The sequence below is a fragment of the Bacteroidales bacterium genome, assembly GCA_014860575.1.
Taxonomy (GTDB): Bacteria; Bacteroidota; Bacteroidia; order Bacteroidales; family JAAYJT01; genus JAAYJT01.
On the sequence record JACZJK010000056.1, the window covers coordinates 65,011 to 88,605 of the forward strand.

The following is a 23,595-nucleotide window of genomic DNA, read 5'->3' on the forward strand; positions in this document are numbered from 1 at the left end:
TTTTAAGATTAGAGGTTAAACTTTTGCTCATCGAGGTGAGACAGGTAAAAGAGGTAACTGAGGCATCCGGCAATAATAAATACAATGAATTGCAGGTGATAGCCTAACAGCCCTGCAATAAATGCGGCGATGGCAAGTGCTCCGAAAGCGATACTCCAGAATTTCATGGTTTCAGTATTAAGGTTAACATAAATTGTGACGGATAGCAAAAGAGGCGATAAAGCTGCGGGTGTTTCGTCCGATTTTATCACCAATATGAGAAATGTGTGTTTTCACGGTGTTGCGTGAAATGAAAAGCCTTTCAGCTATTTCATCGTCGGTAAGGCCATCGGCAACTTTTTGCGCGACTTCAACCTCACGTGGGGAAAGATTTCCAAAGGGTGCGTGATAGGATCCTTTGCCGCACAGCACTTCAGAGAAATTGCATTTGCCGGTACCCCGGGCATCGCACTGGCAGTATTCATAATCCTGCCTGTTATTCCGGCCATTGATGAAATCAGGCTCATTGTTCAGATCGCCATGGTAGCAATTGGCAAAATGGTACAATTGATCCACACCGTGGATTCCGGCACGTTCCAGGGCAGCTTCTTTTTCCGGGAAGCGGTCAAGATCCCGGCGAAGCATTTCAAGTTCGCTGCTTTTGATTTCATTCCAGGGATGTACTTTGCTATCCCGAATGATGTTGAGTTCGCCGTTGAGTTTAAAGAACTCAATTCCTTGTGTAATTGTAATTTGCATGATTAAAAGGTTTTAGGTTAGTGTATTGATGCGCTCCTGCAGAGCGATTTTTTTGCATTGGTTGATGTGGGCAAGTTCAATGGCTGCATCAAGGATTTCATCATTATTGCGATCGCCGCGCAAGACTTTTTCTATAAGGCTTTTTGACCATTGCCCTTTAAGGGTTTCAAAAAGGGTTTTCAGGTGGTTTGATGGGAGGTTTTCTCTTATTTTAATTAGCTCGTCCTGGGTAATCATTCTTTTGAATTATTAATTTGTGTGATCGTTGTGTTATATTTGTGCGTGAATTGTGCGACAAAGATACAGTAAAATGTGTGAAATCCTATTTTAGTGTGTTAAAAAAACTCATTTTAATACTTATTTAGAAAGCATCTAAATATAATTCCATGAATTACAATAAGATAAAAGAAGAGGTTGAAAAGCGATTTCCTTCTCATATAGAGTTTTGTAGAAAAATTGGAATGCCAAAATCAACTTTCGATAGGATTTTTAATGAGCAAAACACCCGTATAAGCACTCTTGAGATGATAAGTGATGGCTTAGGTGTATCACCATCATATTGGTGGGAGGATGAAGAAGCACAACTTACTATGGTAAAAGAAGGAGCTATTCACTATGGGGGTTACATTCCCCGCTCTGTATATCTTGATATGCTTGGAAAATGGAACGAGGACCGGGAGAGCAAGAAAAAACTGGAAGAGCATATTGATTTCCTGCAAAAGCATTTTGATGATCATAAAAGAAAGAGCGCACAATGCGGATAGTGTATATATGCCCAAAATACAAAAATAGCAAAGACAATTATACAAATCAGACAAAACAGACATAACGGGAAGTAAGGAATAGCGCGGAGTACAGAGGGGGGATGAAGTCCCCTCTTCCGCACTTTTTTTTGAAGGAATTAATGAATAGAAAAGACCCAAACAAGGAATTAATAACACGGACCATAAAACCCGGAATCTGAAAACGATCAGGCACGAAATGCCTGAATAAGCAGGCAACCGGTCTCCTATCTACCAAAATATCCCAATTTTTTTATACATGAATATTACAAAAGAACCAAGCAGCGAACTCACCGCTACATTAAAAGTTGAGATCAAAGAAGAAGATTATCTCGAAAAAGTTAATAAGATACTGAAAGATTATCAGCGAAAAGCCAACGTGCCAGGTTTCCGGCCGGGCAAGGTTCCCATCGGAATGGTGAAAAAAATGTACGGTACTGCCGTGATGGCTGAGGAGGTTAACAAGCTGGTTTCAGAAGAATTAACCAAATATCTGCGTGAAAATGAGGTAAAATTGCTTGGATACCCAATACCCAACGATGAAAAAACCGGCATGGTTGACTGGAACTCCCAAAGCAGCTTCGATTTGTATTTCGATATAGGCCTGGCTCCCGAATTTGAACTTAATTTCTCGGATCAGATCAGTGTGGACTATTTCAAGATCAAACCCGACAATGAGCAGATTGATGAAGAAGTGAAACGCCTGGCACAGCAACATGGAAGAATGGATAAGGTGGAAGCTTCCGAAGAGACTGACTGGATTGACGGTCACCTGGTGCAACTTGCTTCTAACGGAAATGAACTTGAAAAAGGCTTTAATGTTGACACTTACATTTACCCGCCTTCCATCAGCACAGAGGAACAGAAAGCTCGTTTTATAGGACTTAAAGCTGATGATATACTCGATTTTGACCTACGAGAATTGTTTCCTGAAAACAAAGACATTGCACGTTTGTTAAAAATAACTGAGAAAGAAGCGGCAAACAAATCAGGAATGTTCCGGTTCACGGTGAAAGACATATCAAGGATGGTTCCGGCTGAAATTGACAATGAACTTTTCAATAAGGTATATCCCGGAGAAGAAAGTCTTGATGAAGAAGCTTTTTGTGAGCGGCTTGCAGGGCAAATTGAGAAGAACTTTTCAACAGAAAGCGATAAAAAGTTCTTGCAGGATGCTGTAGATAAGATTATGGAACTTAACAGCTTTGATTTACCCGAAGATTTCCTGAAACGTTGGATGCTCGAAAGCAATCAGGGAAAAGTAACAGAACAGGAAATTGAAAAGGACTTTCCAAACCTTGCTAAAAGTCTGAAATGGGATCTTGTAAAACAAAAGATTGGAAGACAATACAACATCAGGGTTACGGAGGAAGATCTTGAAAATTATGTGAAAGCCTATTTCACCGGAAGGTTCGGGCAAACATTCGATGAAACTGACGACAGGATGAAGGACCTCATAAAAAGGGTTTTGAGCAAGGACGAAGATGCTGAGCGTATTGAAGCTGATATTTTCAATGGCCGATTGCTGCAGGTTATGAAAGAACAATTAAATCTGCAAACCAAAGAACTTTCATTACCAGAATTCATTGCGTTGATGGGCGCAAGTCACCATCATGACCACGATCACGACCACGATCACGACCACGACCGCGATCATGAGCACGACCACGACCACGACCATCATCACCATCACGACCACGATCATGACCATCATCACCATCACGGCCATGATCACAACCACGATCATGATCACGATCATGATCATGACCACGAAGGACATCGCCATTAAAAGAACACGTGATACTAAATTGATTTTTGAAATACAGAAAATATGAAACAGGACGAATTCAAAAAATACGCCACCAGGCACATGGGCATTAACAGCCTCACCCTCGATCATTACACTTCAACAGTGAACGGCTATATATCGCCAACCATTATTGAAGAACGCCAGCTCAACATCGCCACTATGGATGTTTTTTCAAGACTGATGATGGATCGCATCATCTTCCTGGGCGTACCCATTGATGATTATGTTGCTAATATTATTCAGGCCCAACTTCTTTTTCTTGAATCATCTGATGCAAAGAAAGATATACAGATATACTTGAACACCCCCGGTGGTTCGGTGTATGCCGGCCTTGGGATTTATGATACCATGCAGTACATTGCCCCCGATGTGGCAACCATTTGCACCGGTATTGCAGCTTCAATGGGCGCAGTACTCTTGTGTGCCGGAGCACCGAAGAAAAGAACCGCACTGAAACATAGCCGCATCCTCATTCATCAGCCGATGGGTGGTGCCCAGGGACAGGCTTCGGACATTGAAATAACAGCCCGGGAAATTCTTAAGCTTCGCGCTGAATTGTATGAAATCATTGCATCGCATTCGGGGCAGAAATTTGAAAAAGTAGAAAAAGACTCTGACAGGGATTACTGGATGACTGCCGAAGAAGCTAAAACTTACGGCATGATTGACGAGGTCTTATTTAAGAATGTTAAAAAATAGTTGGCTTTAGCCGGCTTAAACATTTACACATGGCAAAAAATTATGAACGCTGTTCGTTCTGCGGAAGGGAAAAACGCGATACCAACGTTTTGATAGCTGGTATTGATGCCCACATCTGCGATTTCTGTATTTCGCAGGCTCAGGAAATTATTACTGAGGAAGCAGGCGCAAAAAGCAGAAAGTATTCAGCACATATCGAGTTACTCAAGCCTGTGGAAATTAAAAAATACCTCGATCAATATGTGATTGGGCAGGATGATGCCAAAAAGGTGATCTCAGTGGCAGTTTACAACCATTACAAACGTATTCTGCAGCCCAAGGGCAAGGAAAAGGCTGATGATGTTGAGATCGAAAAATCGAACATCATTATGACAGGCGAAACCGGAACCGGGAAAACATTGCTTGCCAGAACCATTGCCCGCCTGCTGAGGGTTCCTTTTTGCATTGCCGATGCTACCGTGCTTACTGAAGCGGGGTATGTAGGAGAGGATGTTGAAAGCATCCTGGCACGCCTGCTCCAGGTAGCAGATTACGATATCGCTGCTGCCGAACGCGGAATTGTTTTTATTGATGAGATTGATAAAATTGCACGCAAAAGCGATAACCCGTCCATCACCCGCGATGTTTCAGGCGAAGGCGTTCAACAGGCATTATTGAAAATGCTTGAAGGAACAGTTGTGAATGTTCCGCCACAGGGTGGCCGCAAGCATCCCGAACAAAAAATGTTGCAGGTGAACACTCAGAATATCCTTTTTATTACCGGAGGCGCATTCGATGGTATTGAGAAAATCATTGCTTCACGCTTGCAAACCAATGTGGTTGGATTCAAAAAAGAACAGGACCGGCAGGACTTCGACAAAGGTAACCTTACCCAGTATGTGGCTCCACAGGATTTGAAACGTTTCGGTCTGATTCCGGAACTCGTAGGCCGTTTGCCTATAGTTACCTTCCTGAATCCCTTGGATCGAGATACATTAAAAAGGATTTTGGTTGAACCGAAGAATTCATTGATCAAGCAATATGAGCGTCTGTTTCAGATGGACAATATTGCACTTAGTTTTAGTCCCGGTGTTTACGATTTCGTGGTTGATAAAGCCGTCGAGTTCAAACTGGGTGCACGCGGTTTACGTTCAATCCTTGAAGCAATAATGACCGATGCCATGTTTGAGATGCCTTCGCAGGCAAACCATGCCCATGAACTGAAAATCACAAAGCGGTACGCCGAAGAAAAGCTCAACCATTCAAGCATTGCAAGGCTTAAAGTTGCCTGATCCTTTAGCGTTGGCATACTTATTGCCTATTTCCCGGCGTTTGAACTTCAAACCTATTTGGTCAATGATGAGAGCGCTACTTTGCACAATCATATTTTTTTTATTGGGCATTTCATCTTCATACTCCCAAAATGTATGGCCCGTAATAAGCGAAGCCATTATTGACGAAAATGGAGATACCTTAGCTATTATTACCCTGCCCGAGTTTGTGAAATTTGCGCCCCCGGTTTTCAAAAATGCAGCCGAACAACGCCGCTACGACCGATTAGTAAGAAATGTAAAAATCGCTTATCCTTATGCAAAACTTGCCAGTATCCGGTTAATTGAATATGAAAACCAGCTTGCACTTGTAAGCACTGATTGGGAAAAGAAGGAACTGATGCGCGAGGCAGAAGATCAGATCCGTGAAGAATTTGAAGAAGACCTGAAACAACTAACTTTTACTCAAGGCTGGATTGTGCTGAAACTGATTGACCGTGAAACCGGTAATACTTCCTATGATTTGGTGAGTGAGTTCAGAGGGAAATTCAGGGCATTTTTCTGGCAGTCTTTTGCAAGGATTTTTAGCTTCGACCTCAAAGTGAAATACGACCCGTTTGGCACCGACAAAGACATTGAACATATTGTAAGAATGATCGAAGCCGGAGCAATCTGAAATAACAGCGATTCAGTCCACGGTTCAGAAGATTGGTTGCATGTTACTGCTGGCTGCTTATCTCTTCCTCTCTTTGTCTCCCCATCCTTCGTCTCTTTGTCTGTTCGTCTCCTCGTCCCTTCGTCGCCTTCTTCTCTCTGTCTCTTCGTCCCTCGTCCCTTCGTTTCTAAGTCCCCCAATCTCATCTTCTCATTTTCTCACCTTCTCCAATTCTCCAACTCTCCACTTCTCCCACTCCCAACTACTTCCCCCTGCCCATTGCCACAATCAGCACTGTATAGATCATGATCTTGATATCCATGGCTATGGACATGTTTTCGATGTAGAGGATATCATATTTCAATCGTTCGATCATTTCGTCCACATTTTCGGCATAGCCAAACTTTACCTGGCCCCAGGAAGTAATTCCGGGTTTGACTTTTTGTAATATTCTATAATGTGGTGCACGTTGAACAATCTGGTCAATGAAAAACTGGCGCTCCGGGCGAGGTCCTACCAGCGACATATCGCCGATTAAAACGCTAAAGAACTGCGGTATCTCATCCAATCTCACTTTACGGATGAACCGGCCGAAAGGTGTGATACGGCTATCCGCCCGAGATGAAAGCATCGGAACACCTTTTTCTGCATCGGAATACATTGAACGGAATTTATGCATCTTGAAAGGTTTTCCATAGATGCCGATGCGCTCTTGCGAATAAATGATGGGCCCTTTGGAAGACCATTTAACACCAATGGCAGTGGCAATGTAAACTGGTGATAAAATAATTATTGCCAGAATTGATAGTACTATATCCATAGCCCTTTTGATGCTTTGCTGCCAGGGTGGCATCAGATCAGGCGAAATTTGTATAAGAGGCGTGTGGAAAATGGATTGCACCTTAACGGTTCCCAAAAGAAAATCCTGCATATCGGGAATAACCTTGATGATCACATTCACGTCCTGCAGTTGTGTGATAATCATTTCAATGGTTTTATGCTCCGACCGCTCAATGGCAATAATCACTTCTTCAATCTTATTGTCTGTTACGATCCTTTTCAGGTCGCTTAGATCCCCAAGGTGTTTCAAATACTTTTCGACTTTGTAATTATCGTAGGATTCAACATTTACAAATCCAATGAATTTATTGCCGGAAGAACGCTCCTGGTTTTCAATGTCATTAAATACTTTTATAGCGTTGCCATTGCTTCCTACAATTACAGTATTGAAACCAATAAGTTTATGATGGATTTTATATGCCGTAATTGAGGTAATAATTAACCGGATGGGATAAGTGATCCCAAAATGCAAGGCATATAGAACAAGAAATGATTGGTAATAAGTTTTGTATGAAATTACGATGTCGTCGAGGATTAGGGCGAAGAAGATGATAATAACGCCCAGCAATGTGATGAAGAGTGTTTGACCGAGCTCTTTAAGCCGCGATTTACGGTAAATACGCCGGTAAGTCCCCGCCATTGTGTAGAGGATGAGCCAGAAAAGAGGAACGACTGTAACGCCAATATAGTAATTGGCATCGGCATAAATCTGACCGTAATTTTCCTGAATTTCAATATCGTGAACTGATTTTCTGTAAAGAAAGAACAAACTCCATGCTATTGCGGCTGTTAAAAGATCTGCAATAACGTACTTGGCAACTTGTCGTTTTCTGTTCATGTGGTTCGAGGGTTAATAAACAAGCTTGAGATTGTCGAAGTAGATGGTGGCTGTTTCAGTTTCAGGAGTTCTGAGTAAACCTATGAAAATCCTGAAGTCGGTAGCATTGTAAAAGTATGATATTGTCGGCGTTAAATTGATATAAATCTTATTCCAGGTTTCAGAAGGGTTGAGTACCAGCAGCGCTTGCTGGACAGTCTGGCCTGATGAAACCATAGTCAGGCCAACCGTAAGATTATGATTGTTTTTGTAATTCATCTCGAGGAATACAGGTTTGCCGCCTTCAGGGAACTCAAGACTTTGAATAGTAGCACATTCAAACAAAAGGGTATCGCCCGAAACTGAAGCCATGGCTGAATAATCGTTTGGCTCGTTATCGAAGCTGAATATAAGATCCGGATCGGAGATTCTTACCAAATTGGTTTCGCTGTTTGAAGTTGTGTCAATGGAGAGTGCACCGTCAAAGTCCTCCATCCACGAAAAAGTTGTTTCAGGATCGTAAGAAACTACTGCATTGCTGATGGTGTCAACAACACCAGGCGTAAGGTTCACATCAACGATTATGGGCGTGAAAAACGGGTAAGCCGAACGTGTAGCAGCAATTCCATTTATTTTGATGCCTGCATAAATTGTAACTTCCTGATCACCTTGTTGCAGTACAGGAAAGGTAGCTGGCAACTCAAAAACGCCAATTAATTTCATGTCAATATACACCCAGGCATCGGTGATCTTATGCGAAGCAGTTCCCTGTCCAGGTTCCGTTGTTAGTCCGATTTCTTCGATGTGGATATACGCCGGAATTCCATCATCACCTTTTGGATCGCAAGCATTGAGAGCGGTGGCGATGAGAAATAAAATTAAATAGCGTTGTAAAGAAGTGGGTCGCATAGCGTAACTTTCCGGTGCTGTGGAGTCTTGCGAAAGGAACGCATATCCGGAGCTTATATTGCGCCTAAATGGAGCTGAAGGCATAATGAAAAATTCAAGGATTAAACTAGGAATCAGACAATATTCAATGCCGTTTGATTGATCTTTTTAATAATCTGATGTGCGACCTCCAAAGCAATGTAGCCATCGTTGATGGTCACCGGAGGTGTTTTGTCGTTTTGGATCGCGATTTGAAAACTTCTCAATTCTTCAACGATTGCATTTACAGCCGGAACTTTCGGCCTGTCGAAAAATAACTGCCGGGGTGTTTTTCCGGAGCCCATATCAAGGATCATTGCCAGGGGGTCAATATCTGCTGATTCAACATTTTTCATGCGAATGATCTCAACGGCTTTGTCAAGAAAGTCAACGGATATGTAGCTATCACGCTGGAAGAAACGGGATTTGCGCATGTTTTTCATTGAAATGCGACTCGCAGTCAAGTTGGCAACACAGCCATTTTCAAATTCAATGCGGGCATTGGCAATATCGGGCGTGTCGCTTACCACTGATACCCCGCTGGCATTGATTTTTTTAATGTTCGATTTAACCACACTCATTATAATGTCAATGTCATGGATCATCAGATCGAGTACCACGGGCACATCGGTTCCGCGTGGATTGAATTGTGAAAGCCTGTGTGCTTCAATAAACATTGGGCTTCCAAGGTAAGACTGGGCTGCAAGAAATGCCGGGTTGAAGCGTTCAACATGACCAACCTGGACTTTCACACCGGCTTCGGTGGCAATGTCAATGAGTTTGAGCGCTTCATCGGGAGTTGCTACAATGGGCTTTTCAATAAATACATGACGAAACTTGCGGAGAGAACGTTGTGCACAATCGAAATGTGAAACCGTTGGGGTCACAATATCCACCACATCAACGGCATCAATCAGGTGTTCAATATCATCAAAGAGTTTGACGCTTTCTTCAGCTTCCACTTTCCTGGCAATTTTTTCGCTTGGATCGAAAAAGCCAACCAACTCATATTCCGGGATTTGTTTAATACATCTGATATGGATCTTGCCAAGGTGTCCTGCGCCTAGAACGCCAATCTTTAACATAGGTGTTTTTTTTGCAAATCTAATATTTTTCCCGAACCGAATTACTACTTTTGCCATGTGACCGCATTTAAGCTGAAAATTTTGTATTTCAATATATTATGGCTTTAAACCTGGAAGATAATTACCGGCACAAAGGACTAAGAAAGAAACTTGTTGAAACAATCAGGAGTAAAGGCATCGCCTCCAGGGAAGTACTTTCGGCTATTGACGCAGTGCCACGGCACTTTTTCTTTGAATCTTCTTTTCTTGAATTTGCTTACGATGACAAGCCATTTCCTATTGGCGCCGGACAAACTATTTCGCAGCCTTATACAGTAGCTTTTCAAACCCAGTTGCTTGAAGTTAAAAGAGGCGATAAAATTCTTGAGATAGGAACCGGTTCCGGTTATCAGGCAAGCATTCTGGCAAGCATGGGAGCCAAAGTGTTTACCATTGAACGCCACAAATCCCTGTATCAGAAAGCCAGGACTTTTCTGCCCGCCATCGGATTTAACACAATCAAAGTCTTTTACGGCGATGGGTTTGTTGGGTTACCTTCTTTTGCACCTTTCGATAAAATCCTGATCACCGCTGCAGTTTCATTTATTCCCGAACCATTGTTTGAACAGCTCAAAGCCGGAGGCTTGTTAGTCCTGCCCCTGGGCGCTGAGGATGTTCAAACCATGACCGTGGTTCACAAAACCAGTGAAGGCGAAATGCTCAAAGAAAAGCATGGCACCTTCAGGTTTGTGCCGATGCTGCCGGATAAGAGTGAGGGTTGAAGGGAAGAAAGTGAGAAGGGGAGAATGGGGAAGAAATGTGATGCTTTTTAATTGTGATGCAGTGATGCGGTGATGCAGTAAGTTAGTGTGCGATTGGTTAATTAGTCAATTGGTTGATTGAATTGGGGTGATGGAGTAATGGGTTAATGGAGTGTTGGAGTGATGGAATATTGTGACAATGTCTGCGAAGAACTCATCTCCCTTTGAAAAAGGGGGGCAGGGGGGATTTGTATTTTTGTAAACTTATTTAGTACAAGACTAACCTATAGCATTATCAGCAACCACCTTGTATTGAGCTCAGCCCCCTTTGAAAAAGGGGAGCAGGGGGGATTTATTAACTTAGGATATTTTGTGATGCAGGGTTACAGTGTGTGATTGGTTAAATAGTCAATTGGTTGATTGAATTGGAGTGATGGAGCAATGGAATGATGGAGTAATTGGGTGGTGGAATCTTTTGACCAAGTTTGCGAAGAGCTCATCCCCCTTTGAAAAAGGGGGGCAGGGGGGATTTAATTGAGTATCTTCAGGGTAGCCGCACAATTACTTTTCCAACAATATTCAATGCTGTCGTAAATGTTGAAAGCTCGGTGTAAAGTTCCCCGTCTTTGCCTGAGTAATGGCTGTGGCCAATGGGTTTCATTTCAAATTCCTTTTGCCCGGAAGCCGTATTAACGATGGATTCATAAACCAGCGCCGGCTGACTGGATGTTTTATAATCTTTATCATCGGGATATTTATTGTTGGTCCAGTAATTATTCCAGTCCCAGGCCTGGTTGATTTCCATCAATATCCTGAATTGCTGGGGCAATTTCCCGTCAGCGCGTGTTTGTAGAATAAAATCTGATGTTGGTGTTGCACCAGTGTAGGCATCTGGAACCGGGTTCTCAGGCGAAGGAAGGTACAGCCCATCATCAGCCTTGATCCCACGCTGGTGAGCCCAATATGGCAGCGATGCCGGACGACGCACCACCGCTTCATCCCAATGTCCCCAACCGGCCTGTCCGTGGCGAAATACACTGGTAGCTATGGATTGCGAAACATAAAGCGTTTGAATGTAATTACCTTCCTCGTCTTCAACCCAGATAGCGAGCAAAGGATAATTATGCGATTTGCCTTTCCAGAATTCAATAATGATCTCACTTCCATTGCCTTCCGGATTGGTGATGATCACTGCAGGTTCTTCGGCCATTTTTTTCTTTTTTTGAGGATCAAACTCCTCTCCAGCCATAACCGGACTTGTCATTAAAAGCGAAGCCAACGCAAATGCCAGGTTTAGTCCAAACTTCATTTTCATTATTTTAAGATTCAAAATTCCACATTCAAAATTCAAGATTCAAAATTGAGCCTATTCCGAAAAGTCACAAATTGCTGATTTTTATCGTTTTTAGCCCTGATCTGCCGCGGCGGAGAAACGCTAAAAATCAGAAATTTGTGAAAGTCCCCTTTAGGGAATTTAGGGGCGAATTGTCTATTATGAGAGGTCTCAATATTCTCCCTCAACACTCTATATTTTTATAAGTTAAAATTCCACAATAATCCCAATCGTCGGTAGCACGGTTCCACTTAAATTTTCAAGTTCCCGGAGGCTGTATCTGCCATCACTGATCAACGGATTTCCATTGGCATCAAATTCCCGGACCAGGATATTTTGGTCTTTCACCTGGAAATTATATGCATTTTGAATATCTGTGTAAAGCATCAGCGACCAGCGGTTGAAGAAAAACGATTTATCAATGCGGATATCAAGCTGGTGGAAATTTCCAAAACGTAGCGAGTTAAAGCGGTTAAAATCAAGATAGCCGCGGCTGTTGGCTTCCCATGCATCTATGCGTGAGGATTTCTCTATATCCCATGGCGTATAAGGCGCCCCGCCAACAAAACGCCATTTGGCGCCGATATCCCAGTTGCCTTTCAGTTGCCTTCCAACGGTGAGGTTAAGAATATGCCGGTTGTCCCAGGCCGAAGGTATATATTCATTGTCCGTATTCTGAAATTCGCTCCTCACAAAGGTGTAAGCCATAATTATATTGAATCCTGCCAGGTCTCTTTCCTGCAAAAGCACTTCCATTCCATAGGCGCGGCCTTTTGAGATCGAAACAACCTCTTCGTCGCCATAGGTTCCAAAATCGGCGCCCTTATTGGCGATTGAGATAGAATCAGCAACAGAGAACGGATAATTGCGGTAGTTTTTAAAAAACCCTTCGATGGTGAACTTTGCCTCCTCGTTGCGCTGGTATTCAATGCCTGCCACCAGATGGTCGGCCGAAATATATTTCAGATCATTGTTTTTATTTACAAGTTCCCGGTCATTATTCCTGAACCCCAACGATGTATATGGCGGCAACTGGTAGAACCTGCCGGTATTGAAATTCAGGTAGAATTTTTCAGTAAGGGCGTATGAAGCCGAAAACCTGGGTGAAAGCTGGTCAATCAGGTTTGACATGCTTTTGGAATAGCTGTTGGCATCGGATCGGAGGCCCAATGAAAGGTTCAGTTTTTCCTGCAATACACTTTTGCTTACCTGCCCGAAAACGCTCCACTTGAAAAGGTCAATATAAGAGTCGTAATTGATCGCAAATGCTTCGTTACTGCGGAAAATTTCCCGGTAGGTTTCATTCAGGTACTTTGCATATTCGGTTCCGGCACCATAATTAAACCGAAAACCGTTGAGGGTCACATTGCGTTCGTAACGAAATTTATTTTCAATTTCATCAGAATCGTAGTCGAAAATCCTTGCTTCCGTTTCATCGTTGTTACGGAATTTGAAGGCAGCATTGCGCAGCATATTCCGGCTGAGCACAAACATGTGGTTGCCGTTTTGGGTAAAATGACGGTAAACCCCGCCAATGGTATAATTCCATTGTTCGTTCACCGGAAGGTAATCCAGGATGTATTGCTGGTTTTCGTCCGGATTTTCAATGCCGGTGTTTAACCTGAACTGGTCAATGGCGCCCAGCCCGATGATGGTAAGTTGGTTCCGTGTATCGAAATTGATGCGGTATCTGGCCTGGAAATCATTATAGGTTGGAAGGAAAGGAAGGCCAATGGCATCAAAAAGAAACTGCAGGTAGGATCGCCTGGCCGACATGATAAAATTGGATCGCTCACCCAAAGGTCCATCGAGCGTAAGCGCCAGATCAGATGCACCCACCGAGCCACGAAAATTTACTTTGTCGGGGTTGCCATCGGTCTGCCTCATTTCAAGAACCGCACTTAATGCATTGCCGCGGTTTGACGGAAAAGCACCTGAATAAAGATCCACTTCCCTGATAAAATCAACATTGATAATGCCCACCGGTCCACCCGAAGCGCCTTGTGTGGCAAAGTGGTTCAGGTTTGGGATCTCAATGCCATCGAGGTAAAAACGGCTTTCACTGGGGCCGCCGCCACGCACGATCACATCGTTGCGGTAAGCAGGTGTGGAAGCCACACCGGGCAAGGATTGGATCACACGGCTGATATCGCGGTTCCCACCCGGATTTTTTTCAATCTCCTGAATGCCCAGCGTTCGCATGGAAACCGGGCTTTCCTCCTTGCGTTTGAATAGCGAGGCCTGAACCACTACCTGTTCAAGTTGAATTGCGATTTCACGCATTGGAATTTCGATGGTGGAGGTTCTTGCATTGGTAACAAGAAATTCGGTGGTGGTCACGGATTCGAACCCAACGAAGGAAGCCGAGAGTTTGACAAAACCCGGGGTTATGCCGGTAAACAAAAAATTGCCGTCAAGGTCGGAGGTTGAACCAATGCTTGTTCCGAACACAACGATATTGACAAATGGCAATGGTTCGTTGGTTTTTTCATTGAAAACCCTGCCGCGGATGGTTCCGGTTTGGGCAAGCAGCCATGCAGGCAGTAACAGAAGTAAGGCGAGTAGTAATATTAGCTTAGCAAGTCTCATGGGTTAATCTTTGGGTTGTGATGTTTAAGAAAATTTATAAATCATTAAACACATATTGAACCAAAAAGTTTAAAGATGGTCAGGTTATTTTGGAAAATTCCGGAGGATTTCCTTTTCCCGTCCGACCGCTCCCAGCGGTCTGACGGATATTATTGCCTGGGTTTTTTACCCATCCGATCGCTGGGAGCGATAAGATGGGGCTACTGCACTACAAACTTCCCTCTCCCCACCGACCTGCCATCGCTATACACCACCACCACATACATTCCCGGTGGCCAGGCGCTTACGTTGGCGCTGGCTTGCTGCTGGCCGCGGAGTATTTTTGTTTGATGTTGTTGTACTCCCAGCAGGTTAAAGCACCGCATCTCTATATTGCGGTGGTGCTCTGTGTTTTCCAGGGCAAAAGTAATGTGGTCTTTTGCCGGGTTGGGGTAAATGGTGATGGGGATGGTGTTTATTCTTGCCCTGTAATCCGCTGCTGTGGGCATTTCCGTGCCCAGCACTATATCGCAATCATTTAGGTAAATAAACCCGCTTTGTGGTGGACCGGGGATGCAAAGGCTATCATAAGTAAGGTTGCCGGTGTAAGCCGTATCGTACTCTAAATTGAGGTTGAGTTTGGCGAGGAAGATATCGTAGTTGGTGGAGGAATGCCGGTACGTAGAACTGCTAAGCAGTTTATTATCATGTGATACTCCGTTGAAGTAAGGGTATAGATTGTTATTACTCAACTTTATGATTGCTGGTTCTACTGTGAGTTCATCAATATCCAAATTCAAAATACAATCCACTATCACCTGATGATTGGGGTTGAAAGAAAAGGAACCACCGGCAAAAACGATTGAGTCTAAAAGTTTTACTTTGTTGAATGCTCCTGCATAAAAACCTGAATCTATTTGGTGATTCTCGAAGTATCTGAACATCAATTCCTGACCATCGTTATTAAAAAACAGAAAGCTCGGTTTTGTAGCATCATAATCAATAAACGCACCTATCCCCATGAACAATGTGTCATTTATTTCAATAACATCCAGGGCTTTACCAAGGATGGTGTCATTGAGACCAAAAGGCAAGACCCATTCTTCGTTTCCATCACTGTCGGCCATTGCAAAGAAATGTCTGATAGCAAACACTCCCTGTGGGTTCCATGGATCACGCCAGTAACCGTAGCCGCTCATCAGGTATTTATCATTGGAAGTGATCATCAGGCTTTGGCCAAACTTCATGTGTGAGTTTGGATGGTTGTAGGTGGTTGCAAAAGCTTGTTGCCATAATACCTCGCCGCTGGCGCTGAGCTTGAACAAAATCAGGGTTTCAGAAGGATAACTTCCAAACTGGTTTAATAGTACAACGATCTCTCCGGAGTCTGTTACTTTTATATCCCGAGCTGAAGGAAGCGCTGTTTGGCTACCCGTAAAAACTTTACACCACTCTTTTTCACCACATGCATTGAACTTGGCAATCAATGGATTAATGACATTCTCAATCAGTGTAACGTTGCCACATAAAACAAATCCACCATCATGAGTTGTCGCAATGGAATTCGGATTAATATACTCTAAAGAATTTTCTAGTATCTTGTCCCAAATTATATTCCCATTTATATCAGTTTTTATTATCCAGGCCCATCTTTTTGTATAGTCGTTACTAAAGTAGTCACCACAGATCAGGAATCCGTTATCATAGCTCTCAATTAGAGCTTTGGAATATTCAGGCCTATTTTGCTGCCCGTAGTATTTCGGCCATGACTGGGAATGCACATCCCCAATTATGAATGTAATAATACAAGCCAAAATGTAAAACTCTTTTCTTAACATAGCTTTGTGGATTAAAAAGCCGTGCCTTGCTGGGTGCAAAAGCAGGTGTAAAAATATGAAAATCCTGCGGATTGCAGTTCGGTTTAGCACAATAATAGCTTTGTGCTTTATGGCTGCTTATCCGTTAGACAGCCCGCAACTCCATTATCCTGGAAACCTTATCTTCAAGGCTCATTTCCCCTTCCAGCCAGTGAATCTGAAATCCTTTGCGTTCCATACGGCGGAACCAGGTCATCTGCCGCTTGGCAAACTGATGAATAGCGGTATTAAGCAGGCTGAACATTTTATCGTAGGTGATACTGCCAAGGATATACTGCGAAAGGTAACGGTATTCAAGTCCGTAATAATCAAGTTTTTCAGCGCTGATCCCCTGGTTCATCAGCGCCTCAACTTCTGCAATCATGCCGTACTCCAGCCTGTCGCTCAGCCTTTGTGTGATCCTTTGCCGCAAGGTTTCGCGCTCGTAGGCAATGCCGATGATCAATGGGTTCAATACAGGAATGGCCTTGTGATTATCCGCGTTTTCATTTTCATAGGTAGCAATTTCAATGGCCCGGATGCAGCGTTCACGGTCAATGGTGTCGGTGGTGTTGTGCAGGGGACGGAGGGAAGCCAGGTAAGCCACAAGCTGTTCCTGGTTTTTACTTTTAAGAAATTCACGCAGCGTTTCATCTTCCGGCGCTTCGGCAAGTGTGTAACCTGCCAGTACCGATTCAATGTACATGCCGGTGCCACCGCACATTACAGCCGTCTTGCCACGGCTTATTATTTCATTGTAAACTTTGAAAAAATCCCGCTGATACCTGAACACATTGTATGCTTCGCCGGGTTCAAGGATGTCAACAAGATGGTAGGGAATCTGCTTGCCATCAACAAGGTAATCGTCGTAATCCTTGCCTGTTCCCAGATTCATACCACGGTACACCTGCCGGGAATCGGCGCTGATGATTTCGCCGTTTAGACGGGCAGCCAGCAATGCAGCCAGCCGAGTTTTGCCGCTAGCCGTGGGGCCGAGGAGGGTGAGAAGCAAGTTCATAGTTCGGGGTTCAAGGTTCAAAGTTTCGGGTTTGAAGTTCATGATTCCAGATTCAAAATTCCAGATTGAGTCCACTCCGAAAAGTAAATCTGCCCCTAAATTACTCACTTCGTTCGTGAGATCGCTTCGCTAAGTTCCCTAAAGGGGACTTCCACAAATTGCTGATTTTTAGCGGTTCCCCTTTTGGGGTCAGGGGTCAAAAACGATAAAAATCAGCAATTTGTGACTTTTCGGAGTGGGCTCCAAATTCAAAATTCAGGGTTTGGGGTTCATAATTCGAATGTTCTATTGTTCTACTGTTCTATTATTCTATTGTTCAATTATTCTATTATTCTCCTTTTCTCTTTTTCTCCATTTCTCCATTTCTCCTTCTCTCCTTTTCTCATTTTCTCCTCTTCTCCCAGCTTTCCCTCAACATCCCATCTTCTTTATTAACCAACATCTCCCTTATCATGTTCAGCGTTTCTAGTGGAAGGGTTGAGAAGTTGAATTCTTTTATTGCCGGGAGAATGGATAAAATGTTTTCATCAGGATAGTGTTGTGAAAGAAATTCAATAAGCGATTCAGCATCGGATACAGGAGCTTGCCGCTGCCGCCATTTCAGGTATTGCAGTACCCGCAGGCCGTCAATCTTTTCATGGCAGGCGCGGATGAATTTATCAACCGAAGCAGCATTTTTACGGAGTTTTTCCCAGATCATTTCCCCGGGGAAGGCTTCTGCAAGAAACTGATCCATTGGGGTAGCTATGTCCTGTGCATAAAGCGTTGGAAAAAGATCGTAAGTTGCCTTGATTTCAGTGAACCAATCCTGATGATAGATGGGATAGCTGCTCCAGTCGCCGGCAGCGCCTTTGATCATGGCAGGGCCGGTGCCGAAGTAAACGCGGTCAGAAAAACGGGCCGCCGGGTAAGCTTTTTCTTCATTCCATAACAGCAAAGGCCCTTTCTTCCGGAGTTTCTGCAAAAAGTAAAAATCCTCACCACTCATTTTGGGTGTGATCCCACCAATACCTTTATAGTTTTTTACGGTCAGGGCAATGGCAGAACCCAAGGCTGTAAAAGCATAAGGCGAACCAATAAGAAGCATGTTGATGGCATAGCATCGCATGTAAATTTCATAACGAAGTATGGCCCGGTCAGCAATTTCGTTACCGCTAAGATGGTGGTAATAAGTAACGGAAAGCGCCGTGGCTTCAGGGTTTGCTTTCAGAGCTTTTGCAACTGAGCTTAAATAAGCTTTGCTGAAAGTTGTATCCGCATCCAGTGAAATAATTACATCGCTGTCGTTTGCGGTTTCAATAATTGCCTGCATCACTTCGCGGCGGGCGAAGCCTACACCATGCTGTCTGCCCACCCAGCCCTTTCCTCTGCTACTCCTGTCAATGATTTTGATATGCTGATCGTCCAGGCTTTTTAACATGGCCAAACTCCTGGCATTATCAAGGCATACAGGAAGTTTTTCGGGCTTATCCCACCATTCGTCGGGTTGGTTCACACAAACAAAAAGATTTACCTTTCCGGCATAGTCCTGTGCCTGAATGTTGTGGAGAAAAGCAGGCAGATTTTCGTGTTCGCACAAAACCGGTAATGCAATAAAAATGGCTGGTGTTTTTTTTGTCATTGCGAAGCCCAAATCTAACTTTTTACTGATTTTGTTGTTGAGTTATTAAGCAAAATTCCTGCTGACTGCAAATCTACAAAATACCACACGATGGAATCGAACGAAGTTTTGGACAAACTCCCCCGTCACCTCATGTCGTTGGTAATTGACCAGCCCTACAATGATTACACGGCTCAGGATCATGCCATCTGGCGTTATGTGATGCACCGCAATGTGAAGTATTTGCCGCAGGTTGCCCACGGTTCTTACCTCGATGGTTTGAAAAAGACCGGTGTAAGCATAGAGAAAATTCCCCACATGTATGGTATGAACCGCATTCTCAAGGAGATTGGCTGGGCTGCGGTGGCGGTGGATGGATTTATCCCTCCATCAGCATTTATGGAGTTTCAGGCGTATAATGTGCTGGTGATTGCAGCCGATATGCGCCCTATTGACCAGATCGAATACACTCCTGCACCCGATATAATCCACGAAGCCGCCGGTCATGCTCCCATCATCGCCAACGAAGAATATGCCGAATACCTGCGGCAGTTTGGCTGGCTTGGCGCCAGGGCATTTTCCTCGGCAAAAGACTATGAACTTTACGAAGCCATCCGCTATCTATCTATCTTAAAGGCAAATCCTTATACTCAGCCTGCTGAGATCACGGCAGCGGAGCAAAATCTCGCCGGCCTTGAAGCCAGCATGGGCGAACCATCCGAAATGGCGCTGATACGCAACCTGCACTGGTGGACGGTGGAATATGGCCTCATCGGCGATCTGAACAAGCCAAAAATTTACGGAGCAGGCTTACTATCCTCTATCGGTGAAAGTTTCAACTGCCTCAAGGCCCATGTGAAGAAACTGCCTTACACCATTGATGCTGTCAATTATAGTTTCGATATTACTAACCAGCAACCTCACCTCTTTGTTACACCTGATTTTGAAAACCTGAACACGGTGCTCGGGCAGTTTGCCAATACAATGGCCTTGCGGGTTGGTGGAAAACACGCTGTTGAAAAGGCAATTGCATCGGGCAACACGGCAACCTGTGTATACAGTTCCGGATTGCAGGTTTCCGGCACATTTAGCGAAGCAATTTACAAAGGTGGTTCGCCAATTTATGTGCGAACCGAGGGCCCAACTGCTTTAAACTTTAACGGAAGCATCTTGCCTGTCCATAGCAAAGATTATCATCAGGATGGTTTCGGTTCACCAGTTGGTAAACTAAAGAACAGTAGCAAACCGATTGAAACCATGAGCGATGGCGATTTATTGGCTATTGGCATTGAAAAAGATACATTTTGCGAACTCAGCTATGAATCGGGCGTAAAGCTGAGCGGCAAATTGCAAAAGATCCTTCGCAAGAGGGGTAGCATACTGCTGATGAGTTTCAGTGATTGCAAAGTTGTTTACGAAGATCAAACCCTGTTCGAACCATCCTGGGGAATGTATGACATGGCAGTAGGGGAGAGGATTGTATCGGCTTTTTCGGGCCCTGCCGATCCGGATACTTTCGGGTTGAGTTTTGAGGTTCCAAAAGTGAAGACCATGAAAATTCACCATTCTCCGGAAGCGGTTCAATTGCATGATTTGTATCAGGAAGTAAGGGATATCCGAGAAGGTTCGTGGAGCCATAGCGATTTGAGAAATATATTTGAACAGTTAAAAATTAATTATCCCCACGACTGGCTGTTGCCGGTTGAAATCGCTGAATTGCTTAAACTCACCGGTTCCGACCCAAAACTTGAAAAAGAAATCAGGATGTATCTGAACATGTTCGCTTACCAAAGCGCGGATCACAGAGAACTGGTATTGAGCGAACCCGGGTCATGACAATGACGCTGGCCGGATGTTTCAGATCAAGCCAGCATTAGCAAAATAGCCACCACAGCAAGCGCAACACCCACCCAATTCAATGGCCTGAGTTTTTCTTTAAATGCAAAGTAACCGATCAAGGCCGCAGCAGAAACAATGCTGATATTGATCATTGGGATCACAAAGCTAACATCGTATAAATCCAGGCCGAGTAACAGGAAATATCCTGAATACCAATTCACCAGTCCGATCACAACACCTGCAACCAACTCTTTGTAAGTGAAACTGGCCTGCTGTGGTTTGCGCAGAAAAAGGAAAATGATGCCGAACACAAGTGCGGCAAGAAAAACCGTTGCAAGGAAAAGTGTGAAATCGCCACTGATGTAGTATTGCTGCCCGATTTTCATGGTCAGATCGCTGATTCCATGAACCATAAGCAAAGCAATGGGGAGGAAGATAAGTTTGCGGTCAACTTCCACCATGCGGTCGCGGTGAAACGTAAAATAGAATGCTAAAATACCCAGCAGAATACCGGTAAACCTTAAAATCCCGGGTTGGTCGCCAAAAACAAGCAATCCGGCTATTACCGAAACAATCAACGACATTCTGCTGGCCATTCCGGTTAAAGCTACACCGGCATGATGAGCTGATAAGGCAAACAAATTGAACCCAACTATAAAAAGCAAACCTGAAATAATTGATAGCAGGAACCATGGTCTGGAGGGTATTTCGGACAACAGAAAGCTGTTTGGTTCGCTCAGAAACCCAAATATTGTGGCTACTACGTAGTTAACCAGGATAGTGTAAAAAGTATTGATTTTCAGTTTGCTGAAAATCTTAAACAATACGATGATGCTGGTAGATGAAGCAATGGCGAGGATCAGATAGAGCATACCGTATCAGGCAATAAATAGTGATTTGATTTTTGGCTTGTTTCAATCATAAAATCTCTCGTTAAGATGGGAGGAAAGTTTAGAGGGTTTAGAAGTTTAGAGGGTTTAGGGGTTGGTTACTGGTTACTGGTTGCTGGTTGCTGGTTCGAGGTTAATAATTCTAATGTTCTATTATTTTAGTGTTCTATTGTTGGTTCAAGGTTCGAGGTTCAATGTTCAAAGTTCCGGGTTAAGAGAGATTCAACTATTTTGTGAACTGCTGCTGCCGCTGCCTACTGCCGGTTTTCAGGGTTCATAAATCGAATGTTCTATTGTTCTATTATTGGTTCAAAGTTCAAAGGCTCAAGGGTTAAAAGTTTAGAAGGTTTAGAGAAGGAATTATTCATTTCCAACATAAGGAAATACGGTATCAATCCAGCGGTCTTCGGTGATAAAGAATGAACCGAAGCTTTCCCATTTTGCAAGAATACGGTTTTCTTTCATTTGCGCTGCGTTGAGGCCATCCTGTTTTGCATCTGCAATAATTTCAATGGTTTCTTCGAGGTTCGATAACCATTCCTGCAATTGCTGCATGTTGTAAACCGGGCCATGTCCGCCAACAACCACTGCATCCTGTGGGAAGTGTTTAATAATCCATTTCACATTGTTGATGTAACCCAATGGATTTCCACCTTGGCCGGTGTCAACGTAAGGGAAATAATCGGCAAAAAGCAAATCGCCTACCATCAGCACATTTGATCCGCTGAAATAAATGATCACATCTCCTGCTGTATGGCCTTCCGGAAGGTGATACATTTGCAACACCTGTCCGTTAAATTCCATGTTAAATGTTCCCTCGAATGTGAAGTTTGGAATACCTTGCTGGGGCATAGGGCCGGGAACGCGATCGCCCTGTTTTCGGTCGGAGGTAAGCCATGTTTTAACAGAATGATGCGAAATGATGGTAGCGCCTTTGCCAAGTTCAACATTCCCACCGGTATGATCGCCATGCAGGTGGGTGTTAAGCAGGTATTTAACAGTATGACTGGTAATGCGTTTGAGTGTATCCAGCAATTGCGAAGTGGTTTGTTCATAGGCAGCATCAATCACCATAAGGCCGTCATCGCCTGTAAAGGCCACCACCGTAACAATATCGCCAACAAACAAACGGTGGATGCCGGGAGCCAGCTCAGTGTGGCTGACATGCATTGTTGAATAATCTCGTTGGGCAAAACCAAGGATGGGAACCAGAAGAATAAGATGGATAAGCTTTTTCATAATCCGCATTTTTGTTTAACTCTAAACAATAAAATTCAGTCCTTGTTCTTTGGCTTCACAAATACTGTAACTCAGAAGCTTACTGTTTCAAGGCTGCTTTAGTGAAAATGTATTCAGGAATTTCCTGATTAAACCTGATGTTTGTTATTTTAAAAGCAGTTCCCTCACCTTCCTTTAGCATGTCTTTGAAAATCATCGTAGTCGGAAACCAACGCCCTTCAATTTTCTGAACATCCTTCAATTCAGTTCTTTTCAGAAGCTGGCCGCTCTTTGCAAACATTTCCTGCAACAAGGGTACATAACGTTCTGAATCAACCCAGACTTTCTGGGAATGGTAGGCGGCGTCGCTGACCTTCGCTGTAAGTTCGAGCACCAGGGTGTGACGATCTTCAATAATTTCTTCGCCGGTAATCACTGCATTGTAGATGTCGGTGAGTTTTCTGTCATCCATCATGTCTTCGTAAGAGAGATCGGAGCCCATCACCGATTGTTTCAGCATATGACCTGAAATTTGTATGGTGCGATCGGTAGAAGGGGAATAGATCCATAGCTGGTTTTCCAGTTTAAGCATTTTTGTTCCCTGTTCCCTTGGTGGAGATAAATACTCTGTAAATGCTTGTTTCTCGCCAACCGAATAGGTTCGTGAAGTTATAGTCCGGCTGCTTCGCCTTCCATGAATCGTCATACTTGATTCTACTATCCGGTTTTCGGATGACAGGTTCTGATCCACTTTTTCAAGGATTTTATCGGCATCCTGAGCGCAAAGACCCAAGGTAATGGTACTTAATAGAAAAATACCGAATCTTAATTTATATACTTTCATTTCTTTTAAGTTTCTGATGATTAACAATTTATTTACCAACTCTATAGAATAACTTTAAGTTGCAAACTGTTTTTCCTGTTGCCAGC

21 protein-coding genes are annotated in these 23,595 nt (G+C 43.7%); 7 read left to right on the forward strand and 14 right to left on the reverse strand.

The window, feature by feature from the left end:
• Window positions 1-8: 8 nt before the first annotated feature.
• The 3 genes from IH597_15110 to IH597_15120 are packed head-to-tail and all read right to left on the reverse strand — an operon-like array spanning window position 9 to window position 975.
• Window positions 9-167 carry a hypothetical protein gene (locus IH597_15110; GenBank protein MBE0663783.1) on the reverse strand — a complete coding sequence of 53 codons (159 nt, stop codon included), beginning with the start codon at window positions 165-167 and terminating at the stop codon, window positions 9-11.
• A gap of 16 nt (window positions 168-183) precedes the next feature.
• Window positions 184-738: a response regulator transcription factor gene (locus tag IH597_15115; protein MBE0663784.1), complete on the reverse strand. Its 555-nt coding sequence runs from the start codon at window positions 736-738 to the stop codon at window positions 184-186.
• Between the two features lie 12 nt (window positions 739-750).
• On the reverse strand, window positions 751-975 hold the full coding sequence (locus tag IH597_15120; protein MBE0663785.1) for a hypothetical protein: 225 nt from the start codon (window positions 973-975) through the stop codon (window positions 751-753).
• A gap of 149 nt (window positions 976-1,124) precedes the next feature.
• Between IH597_15120 and IH597_15125 the strand changes: the two genes are divergently transcribed.
• The 5 genes from IH597_15125 to IH597_15145 all read left to right on the forward strand — a co-directional run bounded on the left by IH597_15125 (window position 1,125) and on the right by IH597_15145 (window position 5,955).
• Window positions 1,125-1,502, forward strand: coding sequence for a helix-turn-helix transcriptional regulator (locus IH597_15125; protein MBE0663786.1), 378 nt, complete (start codon window positions 1,125-1,127; stop codon window positions 1,500-1,502).
• A 277-nt stretch (window positions 1,503-1,779) separates the two neighbouring features.
• A complete protein-coding gene (gene tig, locus IH597_15130; protein MBE0663787.1) occupies window positions 1,780-3,309 on the forward strand; it encodes a trigger factor in 1,530 nt (509 codons plus the stop codon).
• Window positions 3,310-3,351: 42 nt separating this feature from the next.
• Entirely contained in the window at window positions 3,352-4,029 is a 678-nt protein-coding gene (clpP, locus tag IH597_15135; protein MBE0663788.1) for an ATP-dependent Clp endopeptidase proteolytic subunit ClpP, read from the forward strand.
• 29 nt (window positions 4,030-4,058) lie between these two features.
• Complete coding sequence (clpX, locus tag IH597_15140; protein ID MBE0663789.1) at window positions 4,059-5,300, forward strand: ATP-dependent Clp protease ATP-binding subunit ClpX; 1,242 nt, start codon at window positions 4,059-4,061, stop codon at window positions 5,298-5,300.
• A 64-nt stretch (window positions 5,301-5,364) separates the two neighbouring features.
• Entirely contained in the window at window positions 5,365-5,955 is a 591-nt protein-coding gene (locus IH597_15145) for a DUF4294 domain-containing protein (GenBank protein MBE0663790.1), read from the forward strand.
• A 241-nt stretch (window positions 5,956-6,196) separates the two neighbouring features.
• On the opposite strand, the gene IH597_15150 is transcribed toward IH597_15145, so the two are convergent.
• Genes IH597_15150 through IH597_15160 form a run of 3 tightly spaced genes read right to left on the reverse strand, consistent with a single transcriptional unit; the run spans window position 6,197 to window position 9,603 of the window.
• Window positions 6,197-7,612 (reverse strand): sugar transferase, encoded by a 1,416-nt coding sequence (locus tag IH597_15150; protein MBE0663791.1) that lies wholly within the window; start codon window positions 7,610-7,612, stop codon window positions 6,197-6,199.
• A 12-nt stretch (window positions 7,613-7,624) separates the two neighbouring features.
• Window positions 7,625-8,584, reverse strand: a complete 960-nt coding sequence (locus IH597_15155) for a hypothetical protein (GenBank protein MBE0663792.1) — start codon at window positions 8,582-8,584, stop codon at window positions 7,625-7,627.
• Window positions 8,585-8,613: 29 nt separating this feature from the next.
• The gene (locus IH597_15160; protein MBE0663793.1) at window positions 8,614-9,603 is read right to left on the reverse strand and encodes a Gfo/Idh/MocA family oxidoreductase; all 990 of its coding nucleotides are present in this window, start codon (window positions 9,601-9,603) and stop codon (window positions 8,614-8,616) included.
• 110 nt (window positions 9,604-9,713) lie between these two features.
• On the opposite strand from IH597_15160, the gene IH597_15165 reads away from it, so the two are divergent.
• Complete coding sequence (locus tag IH597_15165) at window positions 9,714-10,364, forward strand: protein-L-isoaspartate(D-aspartate) O-methyltransferase (protein MBE0663794.1); 651 nt, start codon at window positions 9,714-9,716, stop codon at window positions 10,362-10,364.
• Between the two features lie 523 nt (window positions 10,365-10,887).
• Here the strand turns inward: IH597_15165 and IH597_15170 are convergent.
• The 5 genes from IH597_15170 to IH597_15190 form a co-directional block, all read right to left on the reverse strand.
• Entirely contained in the window at window positions 10,888-11,652 is a 765-nt protein-coding gene (locus IH597_15170) for a hypothetical protein (protein ID MBE0663795.1), read from the reverse strand.
• A 231-nt stretch (window positions 11,653-11,883) separates the two neighbouring features.
• Entirely contained in the window at window positions 11,884-14,265 is a 2,382-nt protein-coding gene (locus IH597_15175; GenBank protein ID MBE0663796.1) for a TonB-dependent receptor, read from the reverse strand.
• A gap of 200 nt (window positions 14,266-14,465) precedes the next feature.
• Window positions 14,466-16,082 (reverse strand): T9SS type A sorting domain-containing protein, encoded by a 1,617-nt coding sequence (locus IH597_15180; protein MBE0663797.1) that lies wholly within the window; start codon window positions 16,080-16,082, stop codon window positions 14,466-14,468.
• A 124-nt stretch (window positions 16,083-16,206) separates the two neighbouring features.
• Window positions 16,207-17,118, reverse strand: coding sequence for a tRNA (adenosine(37)-N6)-dimethylallyltransferase MiaA (gene miaA / locus IH597_15185; GenBank protein ID MBE0663798.1), 912 nt, complete (start codon window positions 17,116-17,118; stop codon window positions 16,207-16,209).
• A gap of 382 nt (window positions 17,119-17,500) precedes the next feature.
• A complete protein-coding gene (locus IH597_15190) occupies window positions 17,501-18,739 on the reverse strand; it encodes a glycosyltransferase (protein MBE0663799.1) in 1,239 nt (412 codons plus the stop codon).
• Window positions 18,740-18,829: 90 nt separating this feature from the next.
• Between IH597_15190 and IH597_15195 the strand changes: the two genes are divergently transcribed.
• The gene (locus IH597_15195; GenBank protein MBE0663800.1) at window positions 18,830-20,554 is read left to right on the forward strand and encodes an aromatic amino acid hydroxylase; all 1,725 of its coding nucleotides are present in this window, start codon (window positions 18,830-18,832) and stop codon (window positions 20,552-20,554) included.
• A 26-nt stretch (window positions 20,555-20,580) separates the two neighbouring features.
• Here IH597_15195 and IH597_15200 read toward each other — a convergent pair whose 3' ends face one another.
• From IH597_15200 to IH597_15210, 3 genes are all read right to left on the reverse strand, one after another.
• On the reverse strand, window positions 20,581-21,429 hold the full coding sequence (locus IH597_15200; protein MBE0663801.1) for a DMT family transporter: 849 nt from the start codon (window positions 21,427-21,429) through the stop codon (window positions 20,581-20,583).
• Window positions 21,430-21,807: 378 nt separating this feature from the next.
• Window positions 21,808-22,686, reverse strand: coding sequence for an MBL fold metallo-hydrolase (locus tag IH597_15205; GenBank protein MBE0663802.1), 879 nt, complete (start codon window positions 22,684-22,686; stop codon window positions 21,808-21,810).
• A 79-nt stretch (window positions 22,687-22,765) separates the two neighbouring features.
• Entirely contained in the window at window positions 22,766-23,509 is a 744-nt protein-coding gene (locus tag IH597_15210; GenBank protein MBE0663803.1) for an outer membrane lipoprotein-sorting protein, read from the reverse strand.
• Window positions 23,510-23,595: the final 86 nt, after the last annotated feature.

What these genes read in the sequence shown, in the direction of transcription:
- IH597_15110 (MBE0663783.1), bottom strand. Translation starts at nt 167, where the DNA reads ATGAAATTCTGGAGTATCGCTTTCGGAGCACTTGCCATCGCCGCATTT.
- IH597_15115 (MBE0663784.1), bottom strand. Translation starts at nt 738, where the DNA reads ATGCAAATTACAATTACACAAGGAATTGAGTTCTTTAAACTCAACGGC.
- IH597_15120 (MBE0663785.1), bottom strand. Translation starts at nt 975, where the DNA reads ATGATTACCCAGGACGAGCTAATTAAAATAAGAGAAAACCTCCCATCA.
- IH597_15125 (MBE0663786.1), top strand. Translation starts at nt 1,125, where the DNA reads ATGAATTACAATAAGATAAAAGAAGAGGTTGAAAAGCGATTTCCTTCT.
- tig (MBE0663787.1), top strand. Translation starts at nt 1,780, where the DNA reads ATGAATATTACAAAAGAACCAAGCAGCGAACTCACCGCTACATTAAAA.
- clpP (MBE0663788.1), top strand. Translation starts at nt 3,352, where the DNA reads ATGAAACAGGACGAATTCAAAAAATACGCCACCAGGCACATGGGCATT.
- clpX (MBE0663789.1), top strand. Translation starts at nt 4,059, where the DNA reads ATGGCAAAAAATTATGAACGCTGTTCGTTCTGCGGAAGGGAAAAACGC.
- IH597_15145 (MBE0663790.1), top strand. Translation starts at nt 5,365, where the DNA reads ATGATGAGAGCGCTACTTTGCACAATCATATTTTTTTTATTGGGCATT.
- IH597_15150 (MBE0663791.1), bottom strand. Translation starts at nt 7,612, where the DNA reads ATGAACAGAAAACGACAAGTTGCCAAGTACGTTATTGCAGATCTTTTA.
- IH597_15155 (MBE0663792.1), bottom strand. Translation starts at nt 8,584, where the DNA reads ATGCCTTCAGCTCCATTTAGGCGCAATATAAGCTCCGGATATGCGTTC.
- IH597_15160 (MBE0663793.1), bottom strand. Translation starts at nt 9,603, where the DNA reads ATGTTAAAGATTGGCGTTCTAGGCGCAGGACACCTTGGCAAGATCCAT.
- IH597_15170 (MBE0663795.1), bottom strand. Translation starts at nt 11,652, where the DNA reads ATGAAGTTTGGACTAAACCTGGCATTTGCGTTGGCTTCGCTTTTAATG.
- IH597_15175 (MBE0663796.1), bottom strand. Translation starts at nt 14,265, where the DNA reads ATGAGACTTGCTAAGCTAATATTACTACTCGCCTTACTTCTGTTACTG.
- IH597_15180 (MBE0663797.1), bottom strand. Translation starts at nt 16,082, where the DNA reads ATGTTAAGAAAAGAGTTTTACATTTTGGCTTGTATTATTACATTCATA.
- miaA (MBE0663798.1), bottom strand. Translation starts at nt 17,118, where the DNA reads ATGAACTTGCTTCTCACCCTCCTCGGCCCCACGGCTAGCGGCAAAACT.
- IH597_15190 (MBE0663799.1), bottom strand. Translation starts at nt 18,739, where the DNA reads ATGACAAAAAAAACACCAGCCATTTTTATTGCATTACCGGTTTTGTGC.
- IH597_15195 (MBE0663800.1), top strand. Translation starts at nt 18,830, where the DNA reads ATGGAATCGAACGAAGTTTTGGACAAACTCCCCCGTCACCTCATGTCG.
- IH597_15200 (MBE0663801.1), bottom strand. Translation starts at nt 21,429, where the DNA reads ATGCTCTATCTGATCCTCGCCATTGCTTCATCTACCAGCATCATCGTA.
- IH597_15205 (MBE0663802.1), bottom strand. Translation starts at nt 22,686, where the DNA reads ATGAAAAAGCTTATCCATCTTATTCTTCTGGTTCCCATCCTTGGTTTT.
- IH597_15210 (MBE0663803.1), bottom strand. Translation starts at nt 23,509, where the DNA reads ATGAAAGTATATAAATTAAGATTCGGTATTTTTCTATTAAGTACCATT.